This window comes from Ralstonia sp. UBA689, from assembly GCF_002298975.1.
Taxonomy (GTDB): Bacteria; Pseudomonadota; Gammaproteobacteria; order Burkholderiales; family Burkholderiaceae; genus Ralstonia.
Map to the genome: position 1 here is coordinate 259,092 of NZ_DBMV01000033.1, position 24,743 is coordinate 283,834.

The following is a 24,743-nucleotide window of genomic DNA, read 5'->3' on the forward strand; positions in this document are numbered from 1 at the left end:
GCCTGTTCAGGCCGCCTGCGGTTCGATCGCGGCCTGACGGTACAGCCCGCTTACCAGATCCGATTCGGTGATGATGCCCGTCAGCCGGCCGTCGGCATCGATCACCGGAATATGGTGGTGGCCCGCGTGCGCAAACAGCGGCACGAGTTCGGACATGGGCGCATCTGCCCGGATGGTCTGCACGTGCGTCTTCATGTGGTCGGCCACGCGCGGCGGCGTGAGGGCGCCGATGCTGAACCAGTGGCGCAGCGTCTGGCGCAGGTCGCGCGGGGTTTGGCCCAGCAAGTCTGCGCGGGTGACGATGCCGGTGACGCGGCGCCGCTCATCGATGACCGGCAGCACCTTGATGCCGTGCTGCCGCAGCAATTGCAGCGCGCGCGGGATCGACGTGCCGGGCGCGGCGGCTATTACCGGCTGCGACATGATGTCGGCGCAGGTCAGTGCCTGGAAGGTGCGGGTGTAGGCCTGCAGTTGCATCTCGCGCAGCACGGCTTCGATGTCTTCGGGGTCGATGTCGAGCAGTTCGCTCTGGTGGCGCAGCGCGGCAACGATGTCGGCGCGTGTGAAGCCGGCGGCGGGCGGGCGTTCTGCAGCGGGCAGACGCTGCGCGTGCGGATACCGGTGGCCCGTGATCGCGTGGTACACCAGCGCGCCCACCAGCAGCAGCGCCGACTGGATCAGGATCGGCTCGGCCACGAAGCGATACCCCAGCGCATGCACGGCCGGCCCGCCGATCACCGCCGTAAGCGCCACCGCGCCCGAGGGCGGATGTACGCAGCGCAGCGCAAACATGCCGGCAATCGCAATCGACACGGCCAGCGCCGAGGCCACCACCGGATCGCTCACCAGTAGCGCGCAAGTGACGCCCACGGTGGCTGCCACCAGGTTGCCGCCGATGATCGACCACGGTTGCGCCAGCGGGCTGGCCGGTACCGCAAACAGCAGCACGGCCGAGGCGCCCATCGGTGCCACCAGCAAAGGGATCAGCGTGGCGGCGCCCGGCACCAGCTTCATCATCGTGCCGGTAAAAAGGATGCCGACGAGCGCGCCGACGGCCGAGCGCGCGCGCTCGCGCCAGCGCACCGTAACAGGCGCGGGAATAAAGCTGGCAAGCCAGCGCTGGAGGGCGGGGCGGGGCACGAGGAAGCTTGGGGCGACGGCGATCGCCCGAAGCAGGCTTCACCTTGATTGGAATGGCGCCCGGGTGGTCCCGGGCTGGGGCGCGGATTTTATCATGTTGTGACAGAAAGGCCGGAGGGCAGCAGGAAGCCTACAGGGGCTGCGGACGGGCGCTTGCGATGCCGCCCGTTCGGCGTGCCGCCGACAGGAAGCACAGCAGCGAGCTGATGGCCATGCCGTCCGTCATCAGCAGCACGGAGCGCAGCGGTGCGTGCATGCCGGCCGCCAACAGCCAGTCGCTCAGAGTGCCCACGGCCAGGTTGCCCAGCGCAATGGCAAACACGTTGATCAACAGCATGCTGACGCCCGAGATGGTCGAGCGCATCTGCTCGGGCACCTGCTGCATGATCAGCGTGTTGGCCGGGCCATACAGCGCCAGCGGCAGGAAGAAGCCCGCGCACATGCCTGCGTAGAACAGCACCGAGCCGGGTGCGGCAAAGCGGTACGCAATCATCAGCGGCGCGCAGAGTGCGGCAAGCAGGGCCATGAACGCCGCATGGCCGCCGGGCAAGCGTTGGGCGTAACGGTCGCCGATGATGCCGCCGGCCACCGAGCCCAGCGTGCCGAACACGATCTGCAGGACGCCGATGGTGCGGGCGATGCCGGCAGCGTCGAGGCCGCGTTCGCGCACCAGCCACAACTGCGTGAACGCCAGCCCGGCAAACACCATGTGGGCCAGCACGATACCGGCCATGACCAGGCACAGCATCGGGTTGGCCCGCAGCACGCCCATCACCGCGCGCAACTGCGCCAGAAAGGGCATGCCGGCTGCGGTGGTTTTGCCGGGCGCGCGGGTCTCCTTCAGGCAGCCCACCAGCACCGCCATCACCGTGCCGGCCACGCCCAGCGTGTAAAAAGTATCGCGCCAGCCGTGCGTGGCGCCGAACGTGCCGGAGAGCAGGAAGCTCAGGCCCACCCCCAGCGGGATGCCCATGAAGAACAGCCCCAGGGCCGTGCCGCGGCGTTTCTCGTCAAACAGTTCGGCCAGCAGGGCGACGGCCGCCGGCACCAGCGCGGCTTCGCCGCTGGCCACCAGGAAGCGCGCGGCCACAAGCTCGGTAAAGTTGTGCGCCATCCCAGAGGCGGCGGTGCACACACTCCAGATCAGCAGGCCGGCCGCAATGACGCGCGTGCGGCTGAACCGGTCGGCCAGCGTGCCCATCACTACGGCCATGAACCCGAAGCTGAACACCCAGACCGCGCCCACCAGGAAGCCGTACTGCGCGTTGGTAAGCGCCAGATCCGCCGTCATCTGAGGAGAGAAGCCCAGCAGGATGTTGCGGTCGATGTGCGCGAGGATGTGGATCAGCAGCAGTGTTGCCAGCACTGCGCGCGGGTGGGTCTTCCAGGCCATGTCGTGTGTCTCCGTGCGTCTAGTGCGTTCGTATTGCGAGGCTTAGAACATCCCGCCATTCGGGCTGATGATCTGGCCCGCAAGGTAGTGCCCGTCGGCGGCCAGGTAGACCGCGAGCGAGGCGTATTCCTCCGGCGTGCCGAGCCGCCCCAGCGGAATCATCTGGAAGAGCTGGTTGCGGCGGTCTTCGCCCATCTGCGCGAGGTATTGCGTGAACAGTTCGGTCTGCACGCCGCCGGGCGCGATGGCGTTGACGAAGATGTTGGCGCCAGCCACTTCTGCTGCCACCGCGCGGGTGAAGGCCACCACCGCCCCCTTGGTGGCCGAGTAGTGCGGGCTGTGCGCGCTGTAGGCCGAGAGGCCGGCAATCGACGCCACGTTGATGATCTTGCCCGCGCGCCGCGCCTCCATGCGCTTGAGCGCTTCACGCGTGCAGTAGAAGACGCCGTGCACGTTCACATCCCAGAAGCGGTGCCAGTCCTGGTCGGTCATGCTGCTGGTGAAGCCCAGCGAGTGGCGCGGCTGCGGCGTGGTCAGGTAGGCGTAGTGCTGCTGGCGGCGCTGCTCGTCGATCGGCTGGCTGGGGATGATCGCCGCGTTGTTGACCAGGATGTCCACCGTGCCGAACGCGTGGTCGACCTGCTCGAACAAGCCGGCCACGGCCCGGCTGTCGCTCACGTCGCAGGGCAGCGCGAGGCACGCCGGCCCGCGCTGCGCGACCTCGGCCCGAGCGGCCTCCAGCCCGGCCGGCTGGATGTCGCACAGCACCACGCGCGCACCGGCGTCGGCATAGGCCAGGGCAATCGCCTTGCCCAGGCCGCCGGCCGCGCCCGTGACCACGGCCACCTTGTCGTCGAGTCGCATCGCGTGGTCTCCCCGCTCAGGCAGCGGCGCGATAGCGCTCGGCATCCTGCCGGCGGTTGGGCGCCATGCCCAGCCTGGCGAGCGTGTCTTCGGTGCTCGTCCAGTGCTCGCCGATGCGGTAGATGCGCTTGGCCTCGGCACCGCTGGCAATGTCGCGGTTCAGCTCACGCGCGATGCGCACCATCTTCTCGACCTGCTGCACCGAGGTGGCACGCTTGCCGTCCGGCCCGAACAGCGTGTCTTCGATGCCTACGCGCACGTGCAGGCCCATGGCGATCGCCATGGTGTTCAGCGGCACGACGTTGCGGTTGAGCGTTTCAATGGTGAGCACCGCGCCATCGGGTGTGCGGCGTGCGAACTCGATCATGTCGGCCGGGTGCAGGCCCGCGGCACCGCCGCCGATGGCCACGTAGTTGAGCACCAGCGGCCCGGTGTATGCGCCGCGGCGGATCAGCCGTTCCACGGTTTCGAGCTGCGTCAGATTGCCCAGCATGAAGTGCGGCTGGATACCGTGCGCGACCAGGCGGCGCAGGTGCTCCACGTGCCACGACGGGTTGGACGGCACGATCATGTCGCGGTAGGCCGCCTGCAACGCGGGGTTGGTGAGCGAGGTGCCGGCCACGTCGGCCTCGGTCATCAACTCCATCACGTTCATCTGGCTGGTGTTGATGGCGATCGTGACCTGGTCCGGCGCGGGCGTGAGCTCGGCCAGCATGTGGCGCGTGTCGTCATTGAGCCACTTGGCGGATTGCGTTTCGTCTTCGGGCGCAAACGAGATCGAGCCGCCCACTTGCAGGATCATCTGCGGCACGGCCTCGCGCAGGCGGGCCAGCATTTCGTTGAACTTGGTCAGCCGCTTGCTGCCCTTGCCGTCGTCTTCGCGCACGTGCACGTGCAGCACGGTGGCGCCGGCGTTCCAGCAATCCACGGCCTTCTGCACCTGCTCGTCCATGGTGACGGGAATGTCGTCGGAATCGGCCGGCAGCCATTGCGGGCCGTACGGCGCGACCTGGATGATCAGCTTCTCTTGGTGTTCGGGCAGCAGGGAGTCGTCAAAGAAGTGCATGGGGTGTCTCCAGTGAAAATGTGCGACGCGTGATGTGTTTGTGATGTGGTGCGATGTTCAGGCGGCTGCTTGTTCGCGCGCGGCCAGCTCTTCGAGCAGGATGGGCGCGCCCACGCTCATGCTGTGGATGCCGAGCACCGACACGCATTGCAGGACGGCAGTGATCTGCGCCTGGGTGGCGCCCAGTTCCAGCGCCCTGCGGATATGCCGCCGCACGCCGGGCGCATACAGGTGCGTGCATGAAGCATCCACCGCGATGGCAATGAACTCCAGCGTGAGCGGATCGAGATGCTTGTGCGGCATGACGCCCATTGCCATGAAGCGCTCGGTCCAGAGCGGGTCGAGCTCGGCAAACGGATCCCAGTTGGGGTTCCATTGGCCGCTGGCGCGCAGCGTGTCGGAAACCGGGGTCGCGCTGCGGTCGGCGGTGGCAAGGTCGGGTGTGGTCATGGGGGCGGTCCTTTCAATGGCGATGTGGCCCCAGTGTAGGTAGACGTGTCACCCGGCCCTTGACATTCGGGGACATCGACTTAACATCTGGGGACACTCCGGGAAGACCCCGATGCCAGCCCTGATCCGCAGCGCCAGCCTTACCAACTACGCCGACATCTGCGCCAGCGTCGGTCTGGACGCCCATCGCCTGCTGGCCGAGGCTGGGCTCCCCGTCGCATGCCTGCGCGATCCTGACCTGAAGATCCCCGCCGAGAAGGTGGGCGCGCTGCTGGAGCGTTCGGCTGAACTCAGCGGCGTGCCCACCTTCGGCCTGCGCATGGCGGAAACGCGGCGGCTGTCCAACCTCGGGCCGATCGGGCTGGCGGTGCGCGAAGAGTCGACGCTGCGTGGCGCGTTGGAAGCGCTGCGCCGCTACGGGCACCTGCATACCGAGGCGACCTCCACCGTGCTTGAAGACGCCGGGGATGCAACCATCCTGCGCGTGGAATCCATCGGCATAGAACAGGGCGAGCCGCAGCGGCAGTCCGTCGAGTTGATCATCGGCGTGATCTACCGCCTGCTGAACGTGCTGCTGGGGGCCAGTTGGCGGCCGCGCGCGGTCTGCTTCACGCACACGGCACCGGCGGATCGCAGCCTGCACGAGCGCCTGTTCGGGCCGGTCGTCCAGTTTGGCCAGGAGTTCAACGGCGTCGTGCTCAATGCGCGCGACCTGGATCGTCCGCTGCCGTCGTCCGATCCGGTCATGGCGCGCTACGCTCGCCAGTACCTGGAAGGGATCAGCGCAAGCGAGGGCTCCACGCTCAGCCGCGAGGTGCGCCAGTTGGTGCTGTTGCTGCTGCCATCCGGGCACGGCTCGATCGATGATGTGGCGCAGCATCTGGGTGTGAGCCGGCGCACCATCCACCGCCATCTCGCACAGGATGGCGAGACGTTCTCCTCGATCCTGGAAACCGTGCGCACGGAACTGGCCAGACGCTACCTCGCGCAGCCGGGCCGGCCGCTGGCCGAGGTGGCTGTGCTGCTGGGCTTTTCCGAGCCCAGCGCGTTCTCCCGCTGGTTTCGTGGCGCGTTCGGTTGCAGTGCCAGGCAGTGGCGCCTTGAACGCTCGCGCGGCACCGGGCAGGGGCCGGTTACTTGAGCGGCAGCAGGATGTCCGTCACGGCCTCGTGTTCGGGCACATCCGGATAGAAGCGCACACGCTGGAACAGCAACGGCGCGTCGCGCAACGCCTCGCCGCTGCCGGGCAGCCATTCCGCATAGAGATAGGCGGCGCTTTGGTCGAGCGTGTCGTCCGAACCTGTGTGTCGCAGCACGGCGTAACGCCCACCCGCTAGCGTCTTGCCGACGATGCCAGCCGCATTGGGCGCAATGGGCGCGCGCGCGGCCGCGCAGATGTCCATGCGGAAGGCTTCGGGCGGAACGTCGTCGGGGTTGTTGTAGACGATGTTGTAGGTGGCCGAAACGGCGGGCGAGAGGCGATGCTCCCGGCGCCAGGCGATGAACGCGCGGATGGTGTCGCCCAGTTGTGCCGGGCTGCCTCGGTGCTCGATGGCAGCGACGGGCACGTCTTCGCGTTGGACGATCTCGACAGGATGGGTGTGCGGTTGTGCGGGCATGTGTTCGCTCCTGAGGGCGCGTAGCGCGTGGTGATTGGCGGCCCAGGATGTCCACAGCGGCGCCGAGCGAAACGCCGATGGCGATTGCCCCGTCTGCTTGCGGAACGCGCGCGCAAAGGCCTCCGGCCCCTCGTACCCGCACGCCAGCGCGATGTCGGTGATGCGCGCATCGTCGCGATAGGCAAGTTGGTGAGCCGCGCGCTTCATGCGCAGCAGTTGCACATAGCGCCCGACATTCATGCCGAACAGCAGCGTGAACTGGCGGTGGAAGTGGTACTTGGAGAACGCCGCCACCTCGGCCAGTTGATCCACGTCCAGCGCATCGTCCAGATGCGCGTCGATATGCGCGAGTACGGCGCGCATGCGGGCGAGGTAGCGGCCGGTGGCGGTGGTGGTCAATTGGCTGGGCTCCAGGGTAGCGATACGGTAGCGGGACAAGGTCGCGGGTGCCTGATCAGGATTGCTCAATTGTGCTGCCCGCCCACCCATCTTCAAAAAAAAAGCGGCGTGGTGTGCATAGCGCTCTGCTGGCATCGCTGAGCCCTTCCTGCGCGAGACCTTGCGCGTGGAACTGCAGTCGGCGGGCCTGCTGGATGCGAAATCCGACGCCGTGATCACCGGCACGCTGCTCGAGAGCAATGTCGAGGCCCCAGTGGGGAAGGGCAAGGCGGCGCTGGCGGCGCGGTTCGTAGTCACGCGGGCTGGCACGGTGCGCTATGACCGCGCACTGCGCAGCGAGGCGTCGTGGGATTCGCCGTTCATCGGGGCCTCGGCGATTCCGCAGGCGGCGGGGCAGTATGAGGCGCTGTACCGCAAGCTGGTCGGTGCGTTGCTTGATGATGCTGCATTCCGTGCGGCGGCTGCCAAGCCATAATCCGCAGGCGTAAAAAAGCCGCCCCGAAGGGCGGCGCATTATTGCCGCAACGCAGCCTCAGGCAAACGCCTTCACTGGCTCGCCGGTCAGGCCAGCCGCTTCACGCAGCAGCAGGGCCTTGTCGGTGGCTTCCCAGGTGAACTCCGGCTCTTCGCGGCCGAAGTGGCCATAGGCGGCGGTCTTGAGGTAGATCGGGCGCAGCAGGTCGAGCATCTGCACGATGCCCTTCGGGCGCAGGTCGAAGTGCTCCTGCACGAGCTTGGCGATCTGCTCGTCCGGGATCACGCCCGTGCCTTCCGTGTACACCGTGATGTTGATCGGGCGTGCCACGCCAATGGCGTAGCTCACCTGCACCTGGCATTGGCGCGCCAAGCCGGCGGCCACCACGTTCTTGGCCACGTAGCGCGCGGCATACGCTGCCGAGCGGTCGACCTTGGACGGGTCCTTGCCCGAGAACGCGCCGCCGCCGTGCGGGGCCGCGCCGCCGTACGTGTCGACGATGATCTTGCGGCCGGTCAGGCCGCAGTCGCCTTGCGGGCCGCCGATGACGAAACGGCCGGTCGGGTTCACCAGGTACTTGGTGTCGGCCAGCATGTGCGACGGCAGCACCGGCTTGATGATCTCTTCGATCACGGCTTCGCGGATGGCCTCTTGCGACATCTCCGGCGCGTGCTGGGTCGACAGCACCACGGTGTCCACGCTGTGCGGCTTGCCGTCCACATAACGCACCGTGACCTGCGACTTGGCGTCGGGGCGCAGCCAGGGCAGACGGCCGTCGCGGCGCAGCTGCGACTGGCGCTCGACCAGGCGGTGTGCGTAGTAGATCGGGAAGGGCATCAGCTCAGGCGTTTCATCGCACGCGTAGCCGAACATCAGGCCCTGGTCGCCGGCGCCCTGGTTCAGGTAGTCGTCCGAGGCGCGGTCGACGCCCTGGGCGATGTCGGGCGATTGCTTGTCGTAAGCGACGAGGACGGCACAGCCCTTGTAGTCGATGCCGTATTCGGTGTTGTCGTAGCCGATGCGCTTGATGGTCTCGCGCGCAACGTGGATGTAGTCGACGTTGGCCGTCGTGGTGATTTCACCCGCCAGCACCACCAGCCCGGTGTTGCACAGCGTTTCTGCCGCGACGCGCGCATATTTGTCCTCGGTCAGGATGGCGTCGAGGATGGCGTCGGAAATCTGGTCCGCGACCTTGTCGGGATGGCCCTCGGAGACCGACTCCGAGGTGAAGAGGAAGTCGTTTGACACGGCTGTTAGCTCCAGATTGGCTATCACGTTGCCAATCCGTTTGTGCCACGGCCGGCGACGCTTTAGCGGTATTTAGCAACCTTGCCCAAGTTTGTGGCCGGACAAGGATTCGCCCCGCAAGTTGTCAGTTAACTCGGCGAATCGCGTTATTATACGCGGCACTTTTTGGGTCTGCCGCACGGCAATCCATGACCCTGTTCCCCTGTCGACTGCGACCAACACATTGCTGCGTACGCACGCATGAATCTCCTGTTCTGGCTGTTTTCACGCTGGCCTCTTTCGTGGCTGCAGGCGCTGGGCGGCTGGCTGGGAGCGCTGGCCGCCAAGGTGCCCGGACGCTATCACGACCGGCTCATCGCCAACTTCCGCCACGCCTACCCCGACGCCACCCCCGCCATGCTCAAGGAGGCCGGCCGATCCGCCGGCCGCATGGTCTTCGAGATGCCGTACTTCTGGGTCCGCAAGAATGGCCCGGACATCACCCCGAACCTGCTCGACGAATGCTGGCCCATCGTCGACCGGTTGCTTGAAGACGGCCGCGGCGCCATTTTCTTGACCCCGCACCTGGGCTGCTTCGAGATCTTGCCGCAGGCCTATGCGCGCCGTTACCCGATCACGGCGATGTTCAAGCCGCCCCATCAGGAAAGCCTGCGCACCTGGATCGAAACCATGCGCGCGCGACCGAACATGCACATGGCGCCCGCCGACCCGCGCGGTGTGCGCATGGTGGTGCGGGCGCTCAAGCGCGGCGAGGCCGTCGGCATCCTGCCCGATCAGACCCCGACGGGCGGTGAGGGCGTATGGGCGCCGTTCTTCGGCAAACCGGCGTACACGATGACGCTGGTGCACCGTCTGCATCGGCTGACGGGTGCCCCCGTGGCGGCGCTGTTCTGCGAGCGGCTACCGCGCGGCAAGGGCTATCGCGCACACATGCGTGTGATCGGTGATCTACCTGAGGATGTGACCGAAGCTGCCACGCGTATCAATGCCGAAATCGAGCAATTGATTGCTCTGGCACCGACTCAATATCTCTGGGGCTATAACCGCTACAAGCATCCCAAGGGCGCGGACGCTCCGCCCGCCGCTTGAACGTTGCTCTGCTGCCGCACTTTATGGAACGTTTCTCTGCCAATCTCGGACTCGGCTTTCTGTGGCTGCTGTCTTTCTTCCCGTACGGTTTCGTCGCCCGCTTTGGCGAAGGGCTGGGCGGGCTGCTGTACCGCATTCCCAACGGCCGCCGCCGCGTGGTGCTGGCCAATCTGAAGGCGTGCTTTCCCGAGAAGTCCGACGCCGAGCGCGAGGCCATCGCGCACGAGGTCTTCCGCAAGGTGTTCCGCAGCTTTGCCGAGCGCTCGTTTGCGTGGTTTGCGTCGGAGAAGCGCCTCATGCAGGTGGTCAAGATCGACGATCAGGCCAACCTGCCGGCGCTGCATGGACAGCCGCACATTCTTGTCACGCTGCACCTGTCGGGCGTGGAGATCGGCGCGCTGGCGCTGACGGATTATCTGCGCACGCACACCGGCAGCGCGGGCTGCTCGCTCTACACGCGCATGGCCAACCCGGTGCTCGATGACGCCATCAAGGCGCTGCGCAGCCGCTTTGGCGCGACCATGGTGTCGCGCAACGAGAACATCCGGCAGATCATGCGCACCATCAAGCGAGGCGAGGCGCTGCAGCTCATCTCCGACATGGATTTCGGCGAGCGTGACTCGGAGTTCGTGCCGTTCTTCGGCGTGCCGGCCCTCACGCTCAACGCCATCCCGCGCATGGCGGCGCTTACGGGCGCCAAGGTCGTGCCGATGTACACCGAGATCCTGCCCAACTACCAGGGCTACGCGCTGCGCATCCTGCCCGCGTGGGACGACTACCCCACCGGTGATCTGACAGCCGACACGCGCCGCATGAACGCCTTCTTTGAAGACGCCATCCGCCCGCGCATCACCGAGTACTACTGGGTGCACAAGCGTTTCAAGCACCGGCCCGAAGGCGTGCCGGGCATCTATTGACGCCTCGGGGCGAGCCTTGTCGGCTCGCTCTACAATGGGCGTTTTCCGAGTTCCTCACGCCGCCACCGCGCGGCCTGCCACCGTGAAACTGCACTTCACCAAGATGCACGGCGCGGGCAACGACTTTGTCGTGCTCGACGGCATCCAGACCCCGATCGACTTCACGCCCGAGCAGTGGCGCGCCATCGCCGACCGCCACTTTGGCGTGGGGGCGGACCAGTTGCTGCTGGTCGAGCGCTCGACGCGGCCCGATGTCGATTTCCGCTATCGCATCTTCAACCACGACGGCGGCGAGGTGGAGCATTGCGGCAACGGCGCACGCTGCTTCGTCAAGTTCGTCACAGATCGGGGTTTGACGGACAAGCGCACTGTGCGCGTGGAAGTCATGAACGGCATTGCTACGTTGACGATGCAAGACGACGGCCAGGTCACCGTCGATATGGGCCCTCCCGTGCTCGAAGCCGAGCGCCTGCCCTTCGTGCCCGACGGCCTGCCCACACGCACCGAGGGGCGTGACACGTTGCACGCCCTGCAGATCAACGGCCGCACCGAATGGCTATCCACCGTATCGATGGGTAACCCGCACGCGGTGCAGGTGGTGGACGACGCCGAGGCCTTCCCTGTGCTGGAAGATGGCCCGCTGATCGAATCGCACGCGGTGTTCCCGCGCCGCGTGAATGCCGGCTTCATGCAGATCGTCGATCGCCATTCGGTCCGCCTGCGCGTGTATGAGCGCGGCGCCGGAGAGACGCTGGCTTGCGGCACGGGCGCCTGCGCGGCGGTGGTGGCCGGCATCCGGCGCGGCCTGATCGACTCGCCCGTCAAGGTGGCCACGCATGGCGGCGACCTGACCATCGCCTGGGCTGGCGAGGGCCAGCCGGTGATGATGACCGGCCCCGCCACGACGGTTTTCGAGGGTACGCTGGACCTGGATGCGCTGAAGCTCGCCGCCTCGCATTAGCCGCGCACGCAGCCGGCTGCCGCATCCACCAGAACAACAAGGAGACACCGTGGCATCCAACGGCAAGAGCCCGATCGACGACTGGTATTTCGACGGCAGCAGCAAGTTCAAGATTGCCAAGTTCGATCCCGCCGCCAAGCCGTGCACCACGGGCGGCAAGGCGGGTGACCTGCAGCGGCTGGCCGAGCTGTCCGCGCGCATCGAGGCGCTGCAGGACATCTTCTATGCCGAGCATCGGCGCAAGCTGCTGGTGGTGTTGCAGGGCATGGACACCGCCGGCAAGGACGGCACGGTGCGCACCGTGTTCCGCGCGCTCGACCCGCTCGGCCTGCGCGTGATTGGCTTCAAGGTGCCGACGCCGCTGGAGCTGGCGCACGATTTCCTGTGGCGCGTGCATGCGCAGGTGCCGGCTGCTGGTGAGATCGTCATCTTCAACCGCAGCCACTATGAAGATGTGCTCGTCACGCGCGTGCACGGCGACATCGACGCCGCCGAGTGCAAGCGCCGCTACGCTCATATCAACACGTTCGAGCAGATGCTGGCCGAGACCGGCACCACGATCGTCAAGTGCTTTCTGCACATCTCCAAGGACGAGCAGCGCGAGCGGCTGCAGGAGCGCATCGACGATCCGCACAAGCACTGGAAGCTCGGCATGGCGGACATTGAGGAGCGCAAGCTTTGGGACGACTACATGGTCGCCTACGAAGACGCCATCAACGCAACAGCCACCCCGCACGCGCCGTGGCACATCATTCCGGCGAATTCCAAGTCGCACCGCAGCCTGATGGTCGCGGAGATTTTGCTGGCAGTGATGGAGCGGTTGAAGCCGGAGTATCCGGCGGGGAATCCGGCGTATTTGGGGTTGAAGATCGAATAGGGTGTTGGACTATTGGTTTTTGTGCTGGTGTCCATCCCTATTTCGTCCCCTGCCGGGGATGAAACAAGGGATACACGACAAAAAACAAAACCCCGGCAAAATCCATCAACCGGGGTTTCCAAACAAGAAAGCAGGAAGAATCAAACAGCGCTCACGCCATACTTATCCCGGTAGGCGGTCGCCTTGGCACGATAGCCGGCCAGTGCAGGATCGCCTGCGTTATCGAGATACCCCAGCAGGTCATCGAGGTTAGCGATGGAAACCACTGGCATCCCATACTGCGCCTGCACTTCCTGCACGGCAGAGCGCTCGCCGATATCGATCGCGTTGCCGCTGCGCTCCATCCGATCCATCAGGATCAGCACCGCCGCCGGCGTCGCGCCCGCGGCGCGAATCAATTCCACCGACTCGCGCACCGAGGTGCCCGCCGAGATCACGTCATCCACGATCACCACGCGCCCCTGCAGCTTGGCGCCGACGAGGCTACCGCCTTCGCCGTGGTCCTTCGCTTCCTTGCGGTTGTACGCAAAGCCGACGTTGCGGCCCAGCCCCGCCAGTGCCACAGCCGTGGCCGACGCCAGGGTGATGCCCTTGTACGCCGGCCCGAACAGCATGTCGAACTCCACGCCCGAGTCCAGCAGGGTTTTCGCATAGAATTGCGCGACTTGGCCCAGCAGCGCGCCATCGCTGAACTTGCCGGCGTTGAAGAAATAGGGCGACGTCCGCCCTGCCTTGGTCACGAATTCCCCGAACGACAGCACGCCGGCTTCCACCGCAAAGCGGATGAAGGATTGGCGCAACTCGCTGTTTTGGCTCATCTTTTTTCTCTGGTCTGCAAAAAAGTCCCGCCATGTTACGCATCATTTCCGCCAACCTCAACGGCGTTCGCTCCGCTGCCAGCAAAGGCTTTTTCGATTGGATGGGCAAGCAGGACGCCGATTTCGTCTGCGTGCAGGAACTCAAGTGTGCGCAAGATGACATGACGCCCGAATTCCTGGCCCCGCACGGCTACCACGGCGTGTTTCAGCATGCGGTGAAGAAGGGCTACAGCGGCGCAGGCCTGTATACCCGCCACAAGCCGGACGAGGTGATCGTCGGCTTTGACGGCGGCGAGTTCGACGCCGAAGGCCGCTACGTCGAGGCGCGCTACGGCAAGCTGTCGGTCATCTCGGTCTACGTGCCCTCGGGCTCCAGCGGCGAAGAGCGCCAGCAGGCCAAGTTCCGCTTCATGGACCTGTTCATGAAGCACCTGACTGACCTGCGCCACGAAAAGGGCCGCGAGGTCGTGCTGTGCGGCGACGTCAACATCGTCCACAAGGAAATCGACATCAAGAACTGGAAGGGCAACCAGAAAAACTCCGGCTGCCTGCCCGAAGAGCGCGCGTGGCTGACCAAGCTGTTCGACGAGGTCGGCTACGTGGATGTGTTCCGTACGCTCGACCCGCGCCCGGAGCAATACACGTGGTGGAGCAACCGCGGCCAGGCGTACGCAAAGAACGTCGGGTGGCGTATCGATTACCAGATCGCCACACCGGGCATTGCCGCCACGGCGCTCCGCACGTCGATCTTCAAGGACATCAAGTTCAGCGACCACGCGCCGCTGACGGTCGATTACGACGCCAAGGTGCATTGGTAGGCCCTGACAAGGGGCACAAAAATCACTTTAGTGCGCTGCCGCAGAAATTTTTCCGTCAGCCGCTACAATGCAAAACTCACGCGCTGGCACAGGGCCGGCGCTGTGCTTTTTGCCCACTGTTTTTTAGCGAGATCGCCATGGCATTCAAGGTTTTCGTCGACGGTCAGGAAGGCACCACCGGCCTTCGCCTGCTCGACTATCTGTCGCAACGCGACGATATCGAACTGCTGCGCATCGCCGAAGACAAGCGCAAGGATTCGGCCGAGCGCGCCAAATTCCTGAACGCCGCGGATGTCGCTTTCCTGTGCCTGCCGGACGCCGCCTCGCGCGAGGCGGTCTCGCTGGTCAACAACCCGAACACCTGCATCATCGACGCCAGCACCGCGTTCCGCACGGACGACAGCTGGGTCTACGGCCTGCCCGAACTCGCCAAAGGCCAGCGTGAGCGCCTGCGTGCCTCCAAGCGCATTGCCGTGCCGGGCTGCCACGCCAGCGCTTTCGTGCTGCTGATGCGCCCGCTGGTGGAAGCGGGCATCGTTCCAGCGGACTACCCGGTGACCGCGTTCTCGCTCACCGGTTACAGCGGCGGCGGCAAGAAGATGATTGCCGACTACCTCGCCGCCGATAACCCGAAGCTCGACAGCCCGCGCCCGTACGCGCTGGCGCTCACGCACAAGCACCTGCCGGAGATGCGCGTGCAGAGCAAGCTCGCTCTGCCGCCGATCTTCACGCCGGTGGTCGGCAACTTCCTCAAGGGCCTGGCCGTGACGATCGGCCTGCACCCGCAGCATCTGGCACGCAAGGTCAGCCCGGCGGACATCGCCAAGGTGTATGCCGATTACTACCAGGGCGAGCAGTTCATCCGCGTGGCCCCGGCCGATAACGTCGAGACGCTCGACAACGGCTTCTTCGATGTGCAGGGCGCCAACGACACCAACCGTGCCGACCTGTTCGTGTTCGGCTCGGACGAGCGCATGGTCGTCACCGCGCGTCTGGACAACCTGGGCAAGGGCGCGGCCGGCGCGGCGGTGCAATGCATGAACGTGCACCTGGGCGTGGACGAAGCGACCAGTCTGCATGTGGAAGCGCCGATTCCAGCAGAAGGCGCGGAGCACGCGGTGCGTGAGGCAGCGCCGGGTTTTGCGAGCTGATTGTCGCCTGCGCTGAAACGAAAAACGCGCCCGAAGGCGCGTTTTTCATTGGCTCCTTGACGTTGGGGCTTATCTGTTCTGCGCCCCTGCCGGGATGTTGAACAGCATCCCGCCGCCGCTGCCGCCGGCCATCACATTAGGCGTCACGCCGTTCCACTTCTCGATGGCGGCGCGCTCCAGCTTCAGGCGTTCCCACGCCAGCAGGCGGTCATCCAGCGATGAGGCCAGCGCGCGGTTGGCGGCTGCCTCACCTTCGGCAATCGCCACCTTCTTCTTGGCCTCGGCCTGGGCGGAGCGCACTTCGTTTTCGGTGCGGATGGCGTCCTGAATGGCCTTGGTCTTGGCGCTCACCGCGTCGAGCAGCGCACGCGGCGGGCGCAGTGAGCCGACGATGCCGAACTGCTTGATCGACAGGCCCAGCGGCGTGAGCCGCGTGTCCAGCTCCTTGGTCAGGCGCGCGACGAACTCTTCCTTCTTGCCCCCGTTCACGTCGTCAAAGTTGTATTCCGAGCCGATGGCGACGATCACGTTGCGCGCCGTGTCGCGCAGGTAACCGTGTGTGAAGGTCTCGATGTGGTCGGCGCGGAAGTTGGTGTAGAACGCCGGCACCTTGTCGCGGTCGAGTTGGTACGAGACGGCGACGTCCACGTTCACGGGCACGGCGTCCTTGGTGTTGAAGGTCAGCTCTTCGTTCATCGGCCGGCCTTCATTCATATCCTGCGTCCAAACCACGCGCTGCACAAAGGTCGGGTACTGGATGACGACCGTCTGCACCGGGTTGTAGAACACAAAGCCGGTGACCACGTTCTCGCGCGTGATGCCGCGATCGACGAGCCGGTTGATCTTGATGCCCGTGTAGCCGGGCGGAATGATCTGCCAGTTCAGCAGGAATGCGCGCGCGATCACCAGCGCCGCGAGGGCGCCGAAGACGACCGCGAGCAATTTGACCGGCAGCCTGCTTGCCGTGACTTGAGGCATGAGGGTTCCCCTTGCTTGTTGGTTTGCTTCTGAGGTGTTGGCTGGCGGGGCGGGCGCGATGCCAAAGCAAGCGTCCGCGGCTGGCGCAGGAATCGTCAGCGATTCCCGTCAGGGATGGCCGCGCCCAGTGGGCGGGTGGTGGCAAGCGAGCTTGGCCACAGTGATGAGGCGGTGAGCGTCAATACGACCGAGGAGGCGCATTGCAAAGCTCGGATGTTGCGATGCAGCAAGTATAGGCGGGTGCCAGAAATTTGCTGCCCCTCCTGAAGCACTAGAGCGGTGTTTCGAATGTGCCAATGGCGAGGGAGGCGGTCATGCCTGCCCGGGTTGCACGCGTTCCGGGTTCCAGCCGAGCGCGTTGTAGACGTGATAGCGCGCAATGCCGATCCACTCGTGCAGCGCGAAATCCGTCAGCGCAAAGTTGTACGCCATCGGCAGGGGGGAGACGGTGGCCTGCAGGTCATCGGCGCGCATGGGGATTGGCATCATGCCAAAGTGCGCGAAATACAGCAGGCTGCGCCGCAGGTGGATGGCCGAGGACACCAGCACCGTGCGGTCCGGTCCGTAGTCCGCCAGCGCCGCGCGCGAGAACTGCGCGTTCTGCCACGTATTCATGCTCTTGGGTTCCATGAGCACGTCGGCGCTGTCGATGCCGAGGGCGACGAGTTCGCGGCGGTAGACCACCGCTTCGGGCTCGCCATGGTGGCGGGCGTCGCCGCCGCTCACGAGGATCTTGCAGTCGGCGCCGGTGCCACCCCCCGCCTTCCTGCAGGCCTGGTAGATCTGTGCGGCTTCGACCAGGCGCGGGTACGAGAAGATGCCTGGCTCCACCGTCTTGCCGGTGCGGAATGTGCCCGCGCCCAACAGTACGATGGCGTTGCGCGTGCCCCAGGCGATCTGCGGTTCGTTTTCGAAGGGCTTTTCCAGGGAGTTGAGCAGCCATGCCGGGACCGGGCCGCAACCGATGGCCACCACCAGCACCGCCGACAGCGCTGCCAGCGCACGCGCAGGTCGCCGTCGGCCGCGCACCGCGTACACCGCCGCCACAATCATCAGCACACACAGCACGGCCAGACTCACAGGTTCCTCCGGTTCAGCACGCCATGCGCGTGCGTGGCTGCCATCGTAAAGAGGAATGGCCGGGCGCGCGACCCGTCTTCTTACGGGGTGGTTGTTGCAGGCTGCGGATTGGCTGACGGCGCGGGCATGTCCTGGGGAATAACGCTGGTGGCAACAACCAAGGCGCGGCAAGATGGCGAACTTGTCGCGCGGTGGCGGACCAGAGGCCGTGCGGGGGAACGTCGCGGCTCCAAGAGGAAAAGGTGCTCAATGCAAATCAAGGTTGTCCCTCCGATCCTGGTGCTCAGCGCGCCGCGTCGCATCACGCTCGCCGAAGTGGGCGGGGAGGCGTCCGTTGTTTGCGGGGCGATCGAGGCCGATGCCGCCGCACACCGCATGACGGCTAGTGGTCCATGGATGTTCGTCTACCGCAATCTGCCGCATGACCGCGACACTCCGTGCGAGATCGAGTTCTGCCTGCCGGTGCGACCAGGGCCTGCCTACCAAGGCCAGCATGTGTTGAAGACGCTGGCGGGCACGACCTGCGCAACGCACGTCCACGAGGGGCCGCTCGATGGACTCTTCGACGGCTATGCGACGCTACTGCGGGCAGCCGCAGCGCAGGGCTGTCGCCTTGCGGGCGAGAGTCGCGAGGTCTATTACTGCTGGCAGGGCCCGCAGGCCGTAGACAACCGGGTGGAGATTCTTTTCGCGCTAGAGCCCCAGCCGGCATGATGGGATGCGACGGCGGTGCTCCGGGGGCTTTCGTGCAACGCGATGACTCACGATGGCACGCGCCCCATCGGATGAGCGTTTCACGCCGGCCCGCCAATCTTCCCCAGTAACTCCCGCAGCATCTCCCGCTCCGCGCGCGTCAGCGCAGCGAGCATCCGCTCCTCCGTCTCCACATGCGAGGCGACCAGGCCGTCGACCAGCGCAAAGCCTTCGTCGGTCAGTACGATCTGCAACCCGCGCCGGTCTTCGGGGTCGGTCCTGCGGGCGATCAGGCCGCGCGTTTCCAGCCGGTCGAGCCGGTTGGTCATGGCGGAGGTGGACAGCATCATGTCCTTGGCCAGCGCGGAGGGCGACAGCGCTTGCGCACGGCCGTTGCGGCGCAACGTGAGCAGCACGTCAAAGCCGGCCATGTCCAGATCGGCGCCGGCCACGTTGGCGACCACGCCCGTGCGCAGGCGCTCACCGGCGCGCCAGACATCGCCGCAGACGGCCATCGGGCTGGCGTCGATATCCGGACGCTCGCGCCGCCATTGCGCGAGGATGCCGTCCATCGGTCCCCCTTGTGGGGATGTGGGATCACCTTGACCCATCGAAAACCTCATCCTAATATTTCGACATCAAACTACTTGACGTCAAGATGCTTGAAATCGTATCGGGTTTGCCGATACGGAGCAATCGGGCATTGCGTCACACCTTTCTGTGGGAACCCTGATGACCGAACGACTTGCCGATCACCCGATTGATCCGCTGTTCCTGGCGCGCTGGTCGCCGCGCGCTTATGACGCCCAGCCCATGCCCGAGGCGGATCTGCTGCGCATTCTGGAAGCGGCCCGCTGGGCGCCGTCGGCCTACAACTACCAGCCGTGGCGCTTTCTCTACACCCGCCGCGGCGATGCGCACTGGGCCGAGTTCGTCAGCCTGCTTGTGCCTTTCAATGGCGATTGGGCGCAGCGCGCCTCGGCGCTGATCTTCGTGCTGTCTGACACGCTGATTTACGGTGATGACCCGGCCGACACCGCGCCCTCGCGTACCCACAGCTTCGATGCTGGTGCCGCGTGGGCGCAACTGGCGCTGCAGGCGGTGAGCCTTGGCTATCACGCACGCGGCATGGCGGGGGTGGACTACGACCGGGCGCGCACCGTGCTGCAGGTGCCGGAGCGTTTCCGCATCGAGATCGCCGTAGCGGTCGGCCGCCGCGCCGATGTGTCGACGCTGCCGGCGCCCCTGCAGCCGCACGAAGGTCCGACGCCACGCCGCCCAATCAGCGAGCTGGCGTTTAGTGGGCGCTTTCCGGCCTGATCGCGCGCGCCATTCGCTGGCTCATTTATTTCGATATCAAATAACGCGACGTGGAGAATCATCATGCCGTTCAACCGCTTGGCTGTGATGCTGGCCACCGCCCTAGCGCCGATGTTGTGGGGCACGACTTATCTTGTTTTCACGCAGACGCTGCCGGTTGGCCATCCGCTGCTGGTGGGCGCGCTACGTGCATTGCCGGCCGGCGTGCTGCTGATGTTGCTCGGCCCCGGCCTGCCGCCGCGCGATAAGTTGCTGCGGTTGCTGTTTCTCGGGCTCGCCAACATCGGCGTGTTCTTCGCGCTGCTGTTCGTGGCGGCGCGGCGCCTGCCGGGCGGAGTGGCGGCAACGATCATGTCGGCGCAGCCGCTGGTGGTCGGGCTGCTGGCGTGGCCGTTGCTGAAGCGCAGGCCGCGCCCGGCGCAACTGGCGGCGGCACTGGCGGGGTCGGTGGGGGTGGGTTTGCTGATCCTTGGGCCGGCGGCCAAGCTCGATGCGATCGGGGTGGCGGCGGCGCTGGCCGCAGCGCTGTCGATGGCGACCGGCACAGTGCTGATTGAACGCTGGGGCCGCATCGGCACGCCTCTGGCGCTGGCTGCGTGGCAACTCGCGCTGGGCGGCCTCATGTTGCTGCCGGTGGCGCTGTTTGTCGAAGGGCTGCCGCCCGCACCGACGCTGCGCAACGTCGCGGGCTTCGCCTACCTCATCGTCATCGGCACGGCGCTGGGTTACTGGCTGTGGGTGCGCGGCATCGGCCTGCTGGGCGCGGATGTGACCTTCCTCTCGCTGCTCAGCCCGCTGACGGCGACGGTATTGGGGGCGCTGGTGCTGGGCGAATGGTTCAGCCCGGTGCAGACTGGCGGTGCGTTGTTGATCCTGGGCGCGACGGTGGCGGGGATGGCGTTGTCGCGGCGGGCGCGGGTGGCAGGGCCACAAACGGAAAGCCCCGCAAGGCCGGTGCTGCGATGAGGCCGAGCGTAGCGCTTACTGGAGCGACTGCGTGACGTAAGAGACGGCCTTCAGGTCGTCGTCATTTTCTCATTCTACCGCCGCACCATTGGCTGCATCGGCGCCTCATCGCCATTATCGATCGGCGCCGCACCCAGGTATTGCATGTTCGAGCGGTACTCGTGCAGCCGCGCCATCGGCATGTGCAGGGCATCGGCGTACAGCGGGAGTGTCTCGGGCAGATGGCGCGAGAGCACGACCATGCGTGTGCGCCCGGACGGATGCGTGGAGAGGAACTGCTTCTGCTCCGCTCCGCCGATCGACCCCATCTTTTGCCACAACGTGAGTGCAGCGCGCGGGTCGAACCCGGCGCGCGAGGCTATGTCCATGCCCACCAGATCGGCCTCGGTTTCCTCCGCGCGCGAGAACGCCAGCAGGTGCATCTTGGCGCCCTCGCCGAGGTCCGTGTCGCCCCGGTTGCCGAAGCCGAACAGTTGCGAGACGACGTTGGCGCCAAGGTTGGTGATCTCGCGCTGGCCGGCGCGCGCGCGGGCGTGCTCGCGTAGCGCGTGGGCGATCTCGTGGCCGAGCGCCATGGCGAGTTCGTCATCCGTCAGCTTGAACTGCTCGAGCAGCCCCGAGAACACGGCGATCTTGCCGCCGGGCATGCAGAACGCGTTCACCTGCGCGGAGCCGATCAGGTTGACCTCCCACCGCCAGTGCGCGGCATCGGGGTTCCAGCGCGGCGCCTGCGGTGTCAGCCGCTTGACGATGGCGCGGACGCGGATCAGGTCGGGCACCTCGCCGGGCGCGAGCGCGCCCTCGTGTGCGGCGTTGTCGATGACTTGCTGATACTCGGTCTGCGCGCGGCGATCGATCTCTTCCGCGGGAATCACCAGGCGGATGTTGGGCGACGTGGTGGTCGGCGCTTCCAGCTTCACGCCATCGGCGGGCACAGGCAGCGGGCCGTCCATGGCGGTGGCCCAGGTGGCGAGCACGAGGCCGGCGAGAGGCAGCAGGGAGCGGGGTATGCGCGACATCAAGGGCAGAAGGTCGAATCGACTGGGACATAATATCGGCCAACGCACCCGACCACGCTACGTGGCAACCCGCACCCGCCTTTGCATCTGGCCCGCCACATGACCTTCCACGATTACCTCGACGTTTTCCGTAACCGCCGCATCGGCGCGATGCTACTGCTGGGCTTTGCCTCGGGCCTGCCGCTGGCGCTCACTTCGGGCACGCTGCAAGCGTGGATGACGGTGGAGGGCCTCGATATCCGCACCATCGGGCTGTTCTCGCTGGTGGGGCAGGCGTACATCTTCAAGTTCTTGTGGGCGCCGCTGATGGACCGCTTCACGCCACCGCTCATGGGGCGCCGCCGCGGCTGGCTGGTGCTCACGCAAGCGGGGCTGGTGGCGTCAATTGCTGCCATGGCCTTCGCGCCGCCGCACGCCGCGCTGTGGGCGCTGGCCGGGCTGGCGGTGCTGGTGGCGTTTCTGTCGGCCTCGCAGGACATCGTCTTCGACGCCTACAGCACCGACGTGTTGCACGCCAACGAGCGCGGCGTGGGTGCGGCCGTCAAGGTGCTCGGCTATCGGCTGGCAATGCTGGTGTCGGGCGGTCTGGCGCTGTGGCTGGCTGATCGCGTGATGGGCTGGAGCAATATGTATCTGCTGATGGCCGGCCTGATGGCTCTGGGTATCTTCACGACGTTGTGGTCGCCCGAGCCGGAGGTGGTGGCGCGCCCGCCGCGCAGCCTGCAGGAAGCGGTGGTCGGCCCGCTGAGGGATTTTTTCTCGCGCCGTGGCGCGTGGGCGCTGCTGGCGCTGATCGTCCTCTATAAGCTGGGCGATGCGTTTGCGGGCAGCCTGTCGACCACGTTCCTGATTCGCGGCGTCGGCTTTTCGGCTGGCGAGGTAGGCATCGTGAACAAGACGCTCGGGCTGGCGGCCACCATCGTCGGCGCACTGTATGGCGGCACGCTGATGGTGCGGCTGGGGCTGGTGCGCGCGCTGCTGCTCTTCGGCGTGCTGCAGGCGATGTCGAACCTGGGGTACTGGGTGCTGGCCGTCACGCCACAGCATCTGTGGACGATGGCGGTGGCCATCGGCATCGAGAACATCTGCGGCGGCATGGGTACGGCGGCCTTCGTGGCGCTCTTGATGGCGCTGTGCAACCGGTCGTTCTCGGCGACGCAGTATGCGCTGCTCTCCGCGCTGGCTTCCATCGGCCGCGTGTATGTCGGGCCAACTTCCGGCTATCTGGTGGAAGCCTACGGCTGGCCCGTGTTCTACCTGATGACGGTGGCGTTCGCCTTCCCGGGGCTGGTGGTGCTGTGGTTTATGCGCGGCACCATCGGTCGGTATGAGAGCGAGCAGAACCAGCGAGCCATGGAGGCGAAGGCCGCCCAGGCGGCGTCAGCCTAAGCGGTCCGAGCGGTCCGCATCGGCAAAGCCAACCAGCGGCAACGCTGCATCGATGCCCCGGCCCAAGGCGATGGCCTTGAATAGTTCGCCCATCTCCGCTTCCGACAGCAGCTTCTGCACGGCGTTGGCCGCCGGCAGGAACTGCATCGGGTCGCTTGGGTCGAGCGTCATCAGTAGCTCGCCCACGCCCGCGCCCAACAGGAAGCGCGCCTGGCTCGCATAGCCGAGCAGCTCCAGTCCTGCTTCCTTGCCCGCCTGGGCAATCCCCGAAAAATCGACGTGCGCGGTGATGTCCTGCAGGCCCGGCAGCCAGAACGGATCGTCGTGCGCGTGTTGGCGGTAGTGGCACATCAACGTGCCGCCCACACGGTGTGCGTGGTAGTACTCGCTAGCCGGGAAACCGTAGTCGATGAGCAGCAGCAGGCCGCATTCGAGCGCGGCACCGGTGCTGCGGATGAAGCCCTCGGCGGCATCGTGCGATTCGGTGATGAAGTCGTCTGTACCGAGCAGGGCGGCCAGCTTGGCCGGCACTTCCGCCGGGTCTGCTGCGCGCTCTTCCCATTGCAGGCCGTGCTCGGCATCGAGCGCTACGCCGCGCCGGTGCCACACACCGCCGCGCCGCGCCCACAGCGACACGGGCATCGCATCGAGCACTTCGTTGCCGACCATCACGCCCGTGAATTTGGCGGGCAGCGTGTCGTGCCAACGGGCGAGGGTGGCCGGCTCCGGCCCCAGCGCGGCCAGGCGTTCTTGCTGGCGCTGGCGCAGTTCGCCGGAGAGTTCGACGATGCCGTAGCTGTCGGGCCGCATGCCCAGTGCGTCGAGTTCGGTCAGGATGTCGGCGGCCAGCTTGCCGGTGCCGGCGCCGAATTCCAGTATGTGGCGCTGGCCCTCGGGCAGCACCTGCAGCACCTGGGCGATCTGGTGCGCGACCGTGCGGCCGAAGAACGGCGTCAGCTCGGGGGCGGTGATGAAATCGCCGCCGTCTTCCACGCGGCGGCCGAACTTGGCCGCGCCGCCGCTGTAGTAGCCCAGGCCCGGCGCATACAACGCCAGCTCCATGTAGCGGTCGAACGGAAGCCAGCCGCCGGCGGCCGCAATGGCGTCGGCGATCAGGGCGAACAGGTGCGCGGATTGCGTCTGCGCTGCCTCGCTGGGAAGCGGTAAACTCACGGTTTTGCTCATCGCCGGATTGTAAACAATGGCGCAGACGTCGACTGAATCCACCGCACTGCCGCGCATCGCACTCGTCACGGGCGCCGCCCGCCGCGTGGGGCGCGTGATCGCCCTGGCCCTGGCCCGCCATGGCTGGGACGTGGCCGTGCATTGCCATCGATCGCGCACCGAGGCCGACGCCGTGGCCGCAGAGATCGTCGCCTTGGGCCGGCGCGCCGCCGTGCTGCAGGCCGACCTGTCGGACGAAGCTGCCGCCGGCCGCCTGGTCACCGACTGCATCGCTGCACTGGGTACGCCCACCTGCCTGGTCAACAACGCCTCGCTATTCCAGTACGACGTGGCGACGAGCTTCAGTTATGCATCGCTCGATACGCACATGCGTACCAATGTAGCGGCGCCGCTGCTGCTCGCGCGCGAGCTGCACCGCGCGCTCACGGCGGAAGACAGCAGCACGCATGACGTACGCGGCGTCGTCATCAACCTGCTCGATCAGAAGCTCGACAATCTGAACCCGGATTTCCTGTCGTACACGCTGTCGAAGGCGGCGCTCTCCACCGCGACGATGCAGCTCGCGCAGGCGCTGGCGCCCACGCTGCGCGTGGTGGGTGTGGCACCCGGCATCACCATGGTGTCGGGTGACCAGTCTGTCGGCGGGTTTGCGCGTGCGCACCAGATGACGCCGCTGGGCCAATCGTCCACGCCGGAAGACATTGCCGAGGCGGTGTGCTACCTCGCCACCGCACGCGCCGTGACCGGCACCACGCTGTTCGTCGACGGAGGCCAGCACCTGATGCCGCTGGCACGCGACGTGATGTTCCTGACCGAGTAACCACCCCA

Annotated in this window: 26 protein-coding genes; 13 read left to right on the plus strand and 13 right to left on the minus strand. The window is 66.2% G+C overall.

Annotation, left to right across the window (positions count from 1 at the left end):
* Positions 1 to 6 precede the first annotated feature (6 nt).
* From B4F51_RS15750 to B4F51_RS15770, 5 genes are all read right to left on the minus strand, one after another.
* Entirely contained in the window at positions 7 to 1,140 is a 1,134-nt protein-coding gene (locus tag B4F51_RS15750) for an HPP family protein (RefSeq protein WP_296226996.1), read from the minus strand.
* Between the two features lie 130 nt (positions 1,141 to 1,270).
* Complete coding sequence (locus B4F51_RS15755; RefSeq protein WP_296226998.1) at positions 1,271 to 2,533, minus strand: MFS transporter; 1,263 nt, start codon at positions 2,531 to 2,533, stop codon at positions 1,271 to 1,273.
* Between the two features lie 42 nt (positions 2,534 to 2,575).
* Complete coding sequence (locus B4F51_RS15760) at positions 2,576 to 3,397, minus strand: SDR family NAD(P)-dependent oxidoreductase (RefSeq protein WP_296227000.1); 822 nt, start codon at positions 3,395 to 3,397, stop codon at positions 2,576 to 2,578.
* 16 nt (positions 3,398 to 3,413) lie between these two features.
* Entirely contained in the window at positions 3,414 to 4,463 is a 1,050-nt protein-coding gene (locus B4F51_RS15765) for a 3-keto-5-aminohexanoate cleavage protein (RefSeq protein ID WP_296227003.1), read from the minus strand.
* A gap of 57 nt (positions 4,464 to 4,520) precedes the next feature.
* Positions 4,521 to 4,913, minus strand: coding sequence for a carboxymuconolactone decarboxylase family protein (locus B4F51_RS15770; RefSeq protein WP_296227005.1), 393 nt, complete (start codon positions 4,911 to 4,913; stop codon positions 4,521 to 4,523).
* A 112-nt stretch (positions 4,914 to 5,025) separates the two neighbouring features.
* Here B4F51_RS15770 and B4F51_RS15775 point away from each other — a divergent pair, with 112 nt between their 5' ends.
* Positions 5,026 to 6,054, plus strand: coding sequence for an AraC family transcriptional regulator (locus B4F51_RS15775; RefSeq protein ID WP_296227007.1), 1,029 nt, complete (start codon positions 5,026 to 5,028; stop codon positions 6,052 to 6,054).
* Here the strand turns inward: B4F51_RS15775 and B4F51_RS15780 are convergent.
* Positions 6,047 to 6,970: an AraC family transcriptional regulator gene (locus B4F51_RS15780; RefSeq protein WP_296227008.1), complete on the minus strand. Its 924-nt coding sequence runs from the start codon at positions 6,968 to 6,970 to the stop codon at positions 6,047 to 6,049. The genes B4F51_RS15775 and B4F51_RS15780 overlap by 8 nt on opposite strands.
* Positions 6,971 to 7,097: 127 nt before the next feature.
* Between B4F51_RS15780 and B4F51_RS15785 the strand changes: the two genes are divergently transcribed.
* Positions 7,098 to 7,406, plus strand: a complete 309-nt coding sequence (locus B4F51_RS15785) for a hypothetical protein (RefSeq protein ID WP_296227010.1) — start codon at positions 7,098 to 7,100, stop codon at positions 7,404 to 7,406.
* 57 nt (positions 7,407 to 7,463) lie between these two features.
* Here the strand turns inward: B4F51_RS15785 and metK are convergent, their stop codons facing one another.
* Complete coding sequence (gene metK, locus B4F51_RS15790; RefSeq protein ID WP_296227011.1) at positions 7,464 to 8,654, minus strand: methionine adenosyltransferase; 1,191 nt, start codon at positions 8,652 to 8,654, stop codon at positions 7,464 to 7,466.
* Positions 8,655 to 8,894: 240 nt separating this feature from the next.
* On the opposite strand from metK, the gene B4F51_RS15795 reads away from it, so the two are divergent.
* The 4 genes from B4F51_RS15795 (at position 8,895) to B4F51_RS15810 (ending at position 12,498) form a co-directional block, all read left to right on the plus strand.
* A complete protein-coding gene (locus B4F51_RS15795) occupies positions 8,895 to 9,743 on the plus strand; it encodes a lysophospholipid acyltransferase family protein (RefSeq protein WP_296227013.1) in 849 nt (282 codons plus the stop codon).
* A gap of 23 nt (positions 9,744 to 9,766) precedes the next feature.
* Complete coding sequence (locus tag B4F51_RS15800) at positions 9,767 to 10,660, plus strand: lipid A biosynthesis lauroyl acyltransferase (RefSeq protein ID WP_296227016.1); 894 nt, start codon at positions 9,767 to 9,769, stop codon at positions 10,658 to 10,660.
* Positions 10,661 to 10,742: 82 nt separating this feature from the next.
* Entirely contained in the window at positions 10,743 to 11,621 is an 879-nt protein-coding gene (gene dapF, locus B4F51_RS15805) for a diaminopimelate epimerase (RefSeq protein ID WP_296227018.1), read from the plus strand.
* 49 nt (positions 11,622 to 11,670) lie between these two features.
* Entirely contained in the window at positions 11,671 to 12,498 is an 828-nt protein-coding gene (locus B4F51_RS15810; protein ID WP_296227020.1) for a polyphosphate kinase 2 family protein, read from the plus strand.
* Between the two features lie 140 nt (positions 12,499 to 12,638).
* Here B4F51_RS15810 and pyrE read toward each other — a convergent pair whose 3' ends face one another.
* Entirely contained in the window at positions 12,639 to 13,316 is a 678-nt protein-coding gene (gene pyrE / locus B4F51_RS15815; protein ID WP_296227022.1) for an orotate phosphoribosyltransferase, read from the minus strand.
* A gap of 32 nt (positions 13,317 to 13,348) precedes the next feature.
* On the opposite strand from pyrE, the gene B4F51_RS15820 reads away from it, so the two are divergent.
* Both B4F51_RS15820 and argC read left to right on the plus strand, forming a co-directional pair.
* Positions 13,349 to 14,134 (plus strand): exodeoxyribonuclease III, encoded by a 786-nt coding sequence (locus B4F51_RS15820; protein WP_296227024.1) that lies wholly within the window; start codon positions 13,349 to 13,351, stop codon positions 14,132 to 14,134.
* Between the two features lie 137 nt (positions 14,135 to 14,271).
* Positions 14,272 to 15,285 carry an N-acetyl-gamma-glutamyl-phosphate reductase gene (argC, locus tag B4F51_RS15825; RefSeq protein ID WP_296227025.1) on the plus strand — a complete coding sequence of 338 codons (1,014 nt, stop codon included), beginning with the start codon at positions 14,272 to 14,274 and terminating at the stop codon, positions 15,283 to 15,285.
* A 69-nt stretch (positions 15,286 to 15,354) separates the two neighbouring features.
* Here the strand turns inward: argC and B4F51_RS15830 are convergent, their stop codons facing one another.
* Together B4F51_RS15830 and B4F51_RS15835 are read right to left on the minus strand one after the other, a co-directional pair.
* A complete protein-coding gene (locus B4F51_RS15830; protein WP_296227027.1) occupies positions 15,355 to 16,263 on the minus strand; it encodes a prohibitin family protein in 909 nt (302 codons plus the stop codon).
* A 312-nt stretch (positions 16,264 to 16,575) separates the two neighbouring features.
* Entirely contained in the window at positions 16,576 to 17,343 is a 768-nt protein-coding gene (locus B4F51_RS15835; RefSeq protein ID WP_296227029.1) for a YdcF family protein, read from the minus strand.
* A gap of 249 nt (positions 17,344 to 17,592) precedes the next feature.
* Here B4F51_RS15835 and B4F51_RS15840 point away from each other — a divergent pair, with 249 nt between their 5' ends.
* Positions 17,593 to 18,057: a GyrI-like domain-containing protein gene (locus B4F51_RS15840; RefSeq protein WP_296227031.1), complete on the plus strand. Its 465-nt coding sequence runs from the start codon at positions 17,593 to 17,595 to the stop codon at positions 18,055 to 18,057.
* An 80-nt stretch (positions 18,058 to 18,137) separates the two neighbouring features.
* Here B4F51_RS15840 and B4F51_RS15845 read toward each other — a convergent pair whose 3' ends face one another.
* Positions 18,138 to 18,647 (minus strand): MarR family winged helix-turn-helix transcriptional regulator, encoded by a 510-nt coding sequence (locus tag B4F51_RS15845; RefSeq protein WP_296227034.1) that lies wholly within the window; start codon positions 18,645 to 18,647, stop codon positions 18,138 to 18,140.
* Positions 18,648 to 18,768: 121 nt separating this feature from the next.
* Here B4F51_RS15845 and B4F51_RS15850 point away from each other — a divergent pair, with 121 nt between their 5' ends.
* Together B4F51_RS15850 and B4F51_RS15855 are read left to right on the plus strand one after the other, a co-directional pair.
* On the plus strand, positions 18,769 to 19,356 hold the full coding sequence (locus B4F51_RS15850; protein WP_296227036.1) for a nitroreductase family protein: 588 nt from the start codon (positions 18,769 to 18,771) through the stop codon (positions 19,354 to 19,356).
* 63 nt (positions 19,357 to 19,419) lie between these two features.
* A complete protein-coding gene (locus tag B4F51_RS15855) occupies positions 19,420 to 20,322 on the plus strand; it encodes an EamA family transporter (RefSeq protein ID WP_296227038.1) in 903 nt (300 codons plus the stop codon).
* A 74-nt stretch (positions 20,323 to 20,396) separates the two neighbouring features.
* Here B4F51_RS15855 and B4F51_RS15860 read toward each other — a convergent pair whose 3' ends face one another.
* A complete protein-coding gene (locus tag B4F51_RS15860) occupies positions 20,397 to 21,341 on the minus strand; it encodes a M48 family metallopeptidase (protein WP_296227040.1) in 945 nt (314 codons plus the stop codon).
* Between the two features lie 99 nt (positions 21,342 to 21,440).
* Between B4F51_RS15860 and B4F51_RS15865 the strand changes: the two genes are divergently transcribed.
* The gene (locus B4F51_RS15865) at positions 21,441 to 22,730 is read left to right on the plus strand and encodes a muropeptide transporter (protein WP_296227042.1); all 1,290 of its coding nucleotides are present in this window, start codon (positions 21,441 to 21,443) and stop codon (positions 22,728 to 22,730) included.
* On the opposite strand, the gene B4F51_RS15870 is transcribed toward B4F51_RS15865, so the two are convergent.
* Positions 22,722 to 23,915 (minus strand): class I SAM-dependent methyltransferase, encoded by a 1,194-nt coding sequence (locus tag B4F51_RS15870; protein WP_296227044.1) that lies wholly within the window; start codon positions 23,913 to 23,915, stop codon positions 22,722 to 22,724. The genes B4F51_RS15865 and B4F51_RS15870 overlap by 9 nt on opposite strands.
* 16 nt (positions 23,916 to 23,931) lie before the next feature.
* Between B4F51_RS15870 and B4F51_RS15875 the strand changes: the two genes are divergently transcribed.
* Positions 23,932 to 24,735: an SDR family oxidoreductase gene (locus tag B4F51_RS15875; protein WP_296227047.1), complete on the plus strand. Its 804-nt coding sequence runs from the start codon at positions 23,932 to 23,934 to the stop codon at positions 24,733 to 24,735.
* Positions 24,736 to 24,743 lie beyond the last annotated feature (8 nt).

Excerpts from the sequence above, each read along its gene's own strand:
- B4F51_RS15755 (WP_296226998.1), bottom strand. The coding sequence starts at position 2,533 with ATGGCCTGGAAGACCCACCCGCGCGCAGTGCTGGCAACACTGCTGCTG.
- B4F51_RS15760 (WP_296227000.1), bottom strand. The coding sequence starts at position 3,397 with ATGCGACTCGACGACAAGGTGGCCGTGGTCACGGGCGCGGCCGGCGGC.
- B4F51_RS15765 (WP_296227003.1), bottom strand. The coding sequence starts at position 4,463 with ATGCACTTCTTTGACGACTCCCTGCTGCCCGAACACCAAGAGAAGCTG.
- B4F51_RS15770 (WP_296227005.1), bottom strand. The coding sequence starts at position 4,913 with ATGACCACACCCGACCTTGCCACCGCCGACCGCAGCGCGACCCCGGTT.
- B4F51_RS15775 (WP_296227007.1), top strand. The coding sequence starts at position 5,026 with ATGCCAGCCCTGATCCGCAGCGCCAGCCTTACCAACTACGCCGACATC.
- B4F51_RS15795 (WP_296227013.1), top strand. The coding sequence starts at position 8,895 with ATGAATCTCCTGTTCTGGCTGTTTTCACGCTGGCCTCTTTCGTGGCTG.
- B4F51_RS15800 (WP_296227016.1), top strand. The coding sequence starts at position 9,767 with ATGGAACGTTTCTCTGCCAATCTCGGACTCGGCTTTCTGTGGCTGCTG.
- pyrE (WP_296227022.1), bottom strand. The coding sequence starts at position 13,316 with ATGAGCCAAAACAGCGAGTTGCGCCAATCCTTCATCCGCTTTGCGGTG.
- B4F51_RS15820 (WP_296227024.1), top strand. The coding sequence starts at position 13,349 with ATGTTACGCATCATTTCCGCCAACCTCAACGGCGTTCGCTCCGCTGCC.
- argC (WP_296227025.1), top strand. The coding sequence starts at position 14,272 with ATGGCATTCAAGGTTTTCGTCGACGGTCAGGAAGGCACCACCGGCCTT.
- B4F51_RS15830 (WP_296227027.1), bottom strand. The coding sequence starts at position 16,263 with ATGCCTCAAGTCACGGCAAGCAGGCTGCCGGTCAAATTGCTCGCGGTC.
- B4F51_RS15840 (WP_296227031.1), top strand. The coding sequence starts at position 17,593 with ATGCAAATCAAGGTTGTCCCTCCGATCCTGGTGCTCAGCGCGCCGCGT.
- B4F51_RS15845 (WP_296227034.1), bottom strand. The coding sequence starts at position 18,647 with ATGGGTCAAGGTGATCCCACATCCCCACAAGGGGGACCGATGGACGGC.
- B4F51_RS15850 (WP_296227036.1), top strand. The coding sequence starts at position 18,769 with ATGACCGAACGACTTGCCGATCACCCGATTGATCCGCTGTTCCTGGCG.
- B4F51_RS15855 (WP_296227038.1), top strand. The coding sequence starts at position 19,420 with ATGCCGTTCAACCGCTTGGCTGTGATGCTGGCCACCGCCCTAGCGCCG.
- B4F51_RS15860 (WP_296227040.1), bottom strand. The coding sequence starts at position 21,341 with ATGTCGCGCATACCCCGCTCCCTGCTGCCTCTCGCCGGCCTCGTGCTC.
- B4F51_RS15865 (WP_296227042.1), top strand. The coding sequence starts at position 21,441 with ATGACCTTCCACGATTACCTCGACGTTTTCCGTAACCGCCGCATCGGC.
- B4F51_RS15870 (WP_296227044.1), bottom strand. The coding sequence starts at position 23,915 with ATGAGCAAAACCGTGAGTTTACCGCTTCCCAGCGAGGCAGCGCAGACG.
- B4F51_RS15875 (WP_296227047.1), top strand. The coding sequence starts at position 23,932 with ATGGCGCAGACGTCGACTGAATCCACCGCACTGCCGCGCATCGCACTC.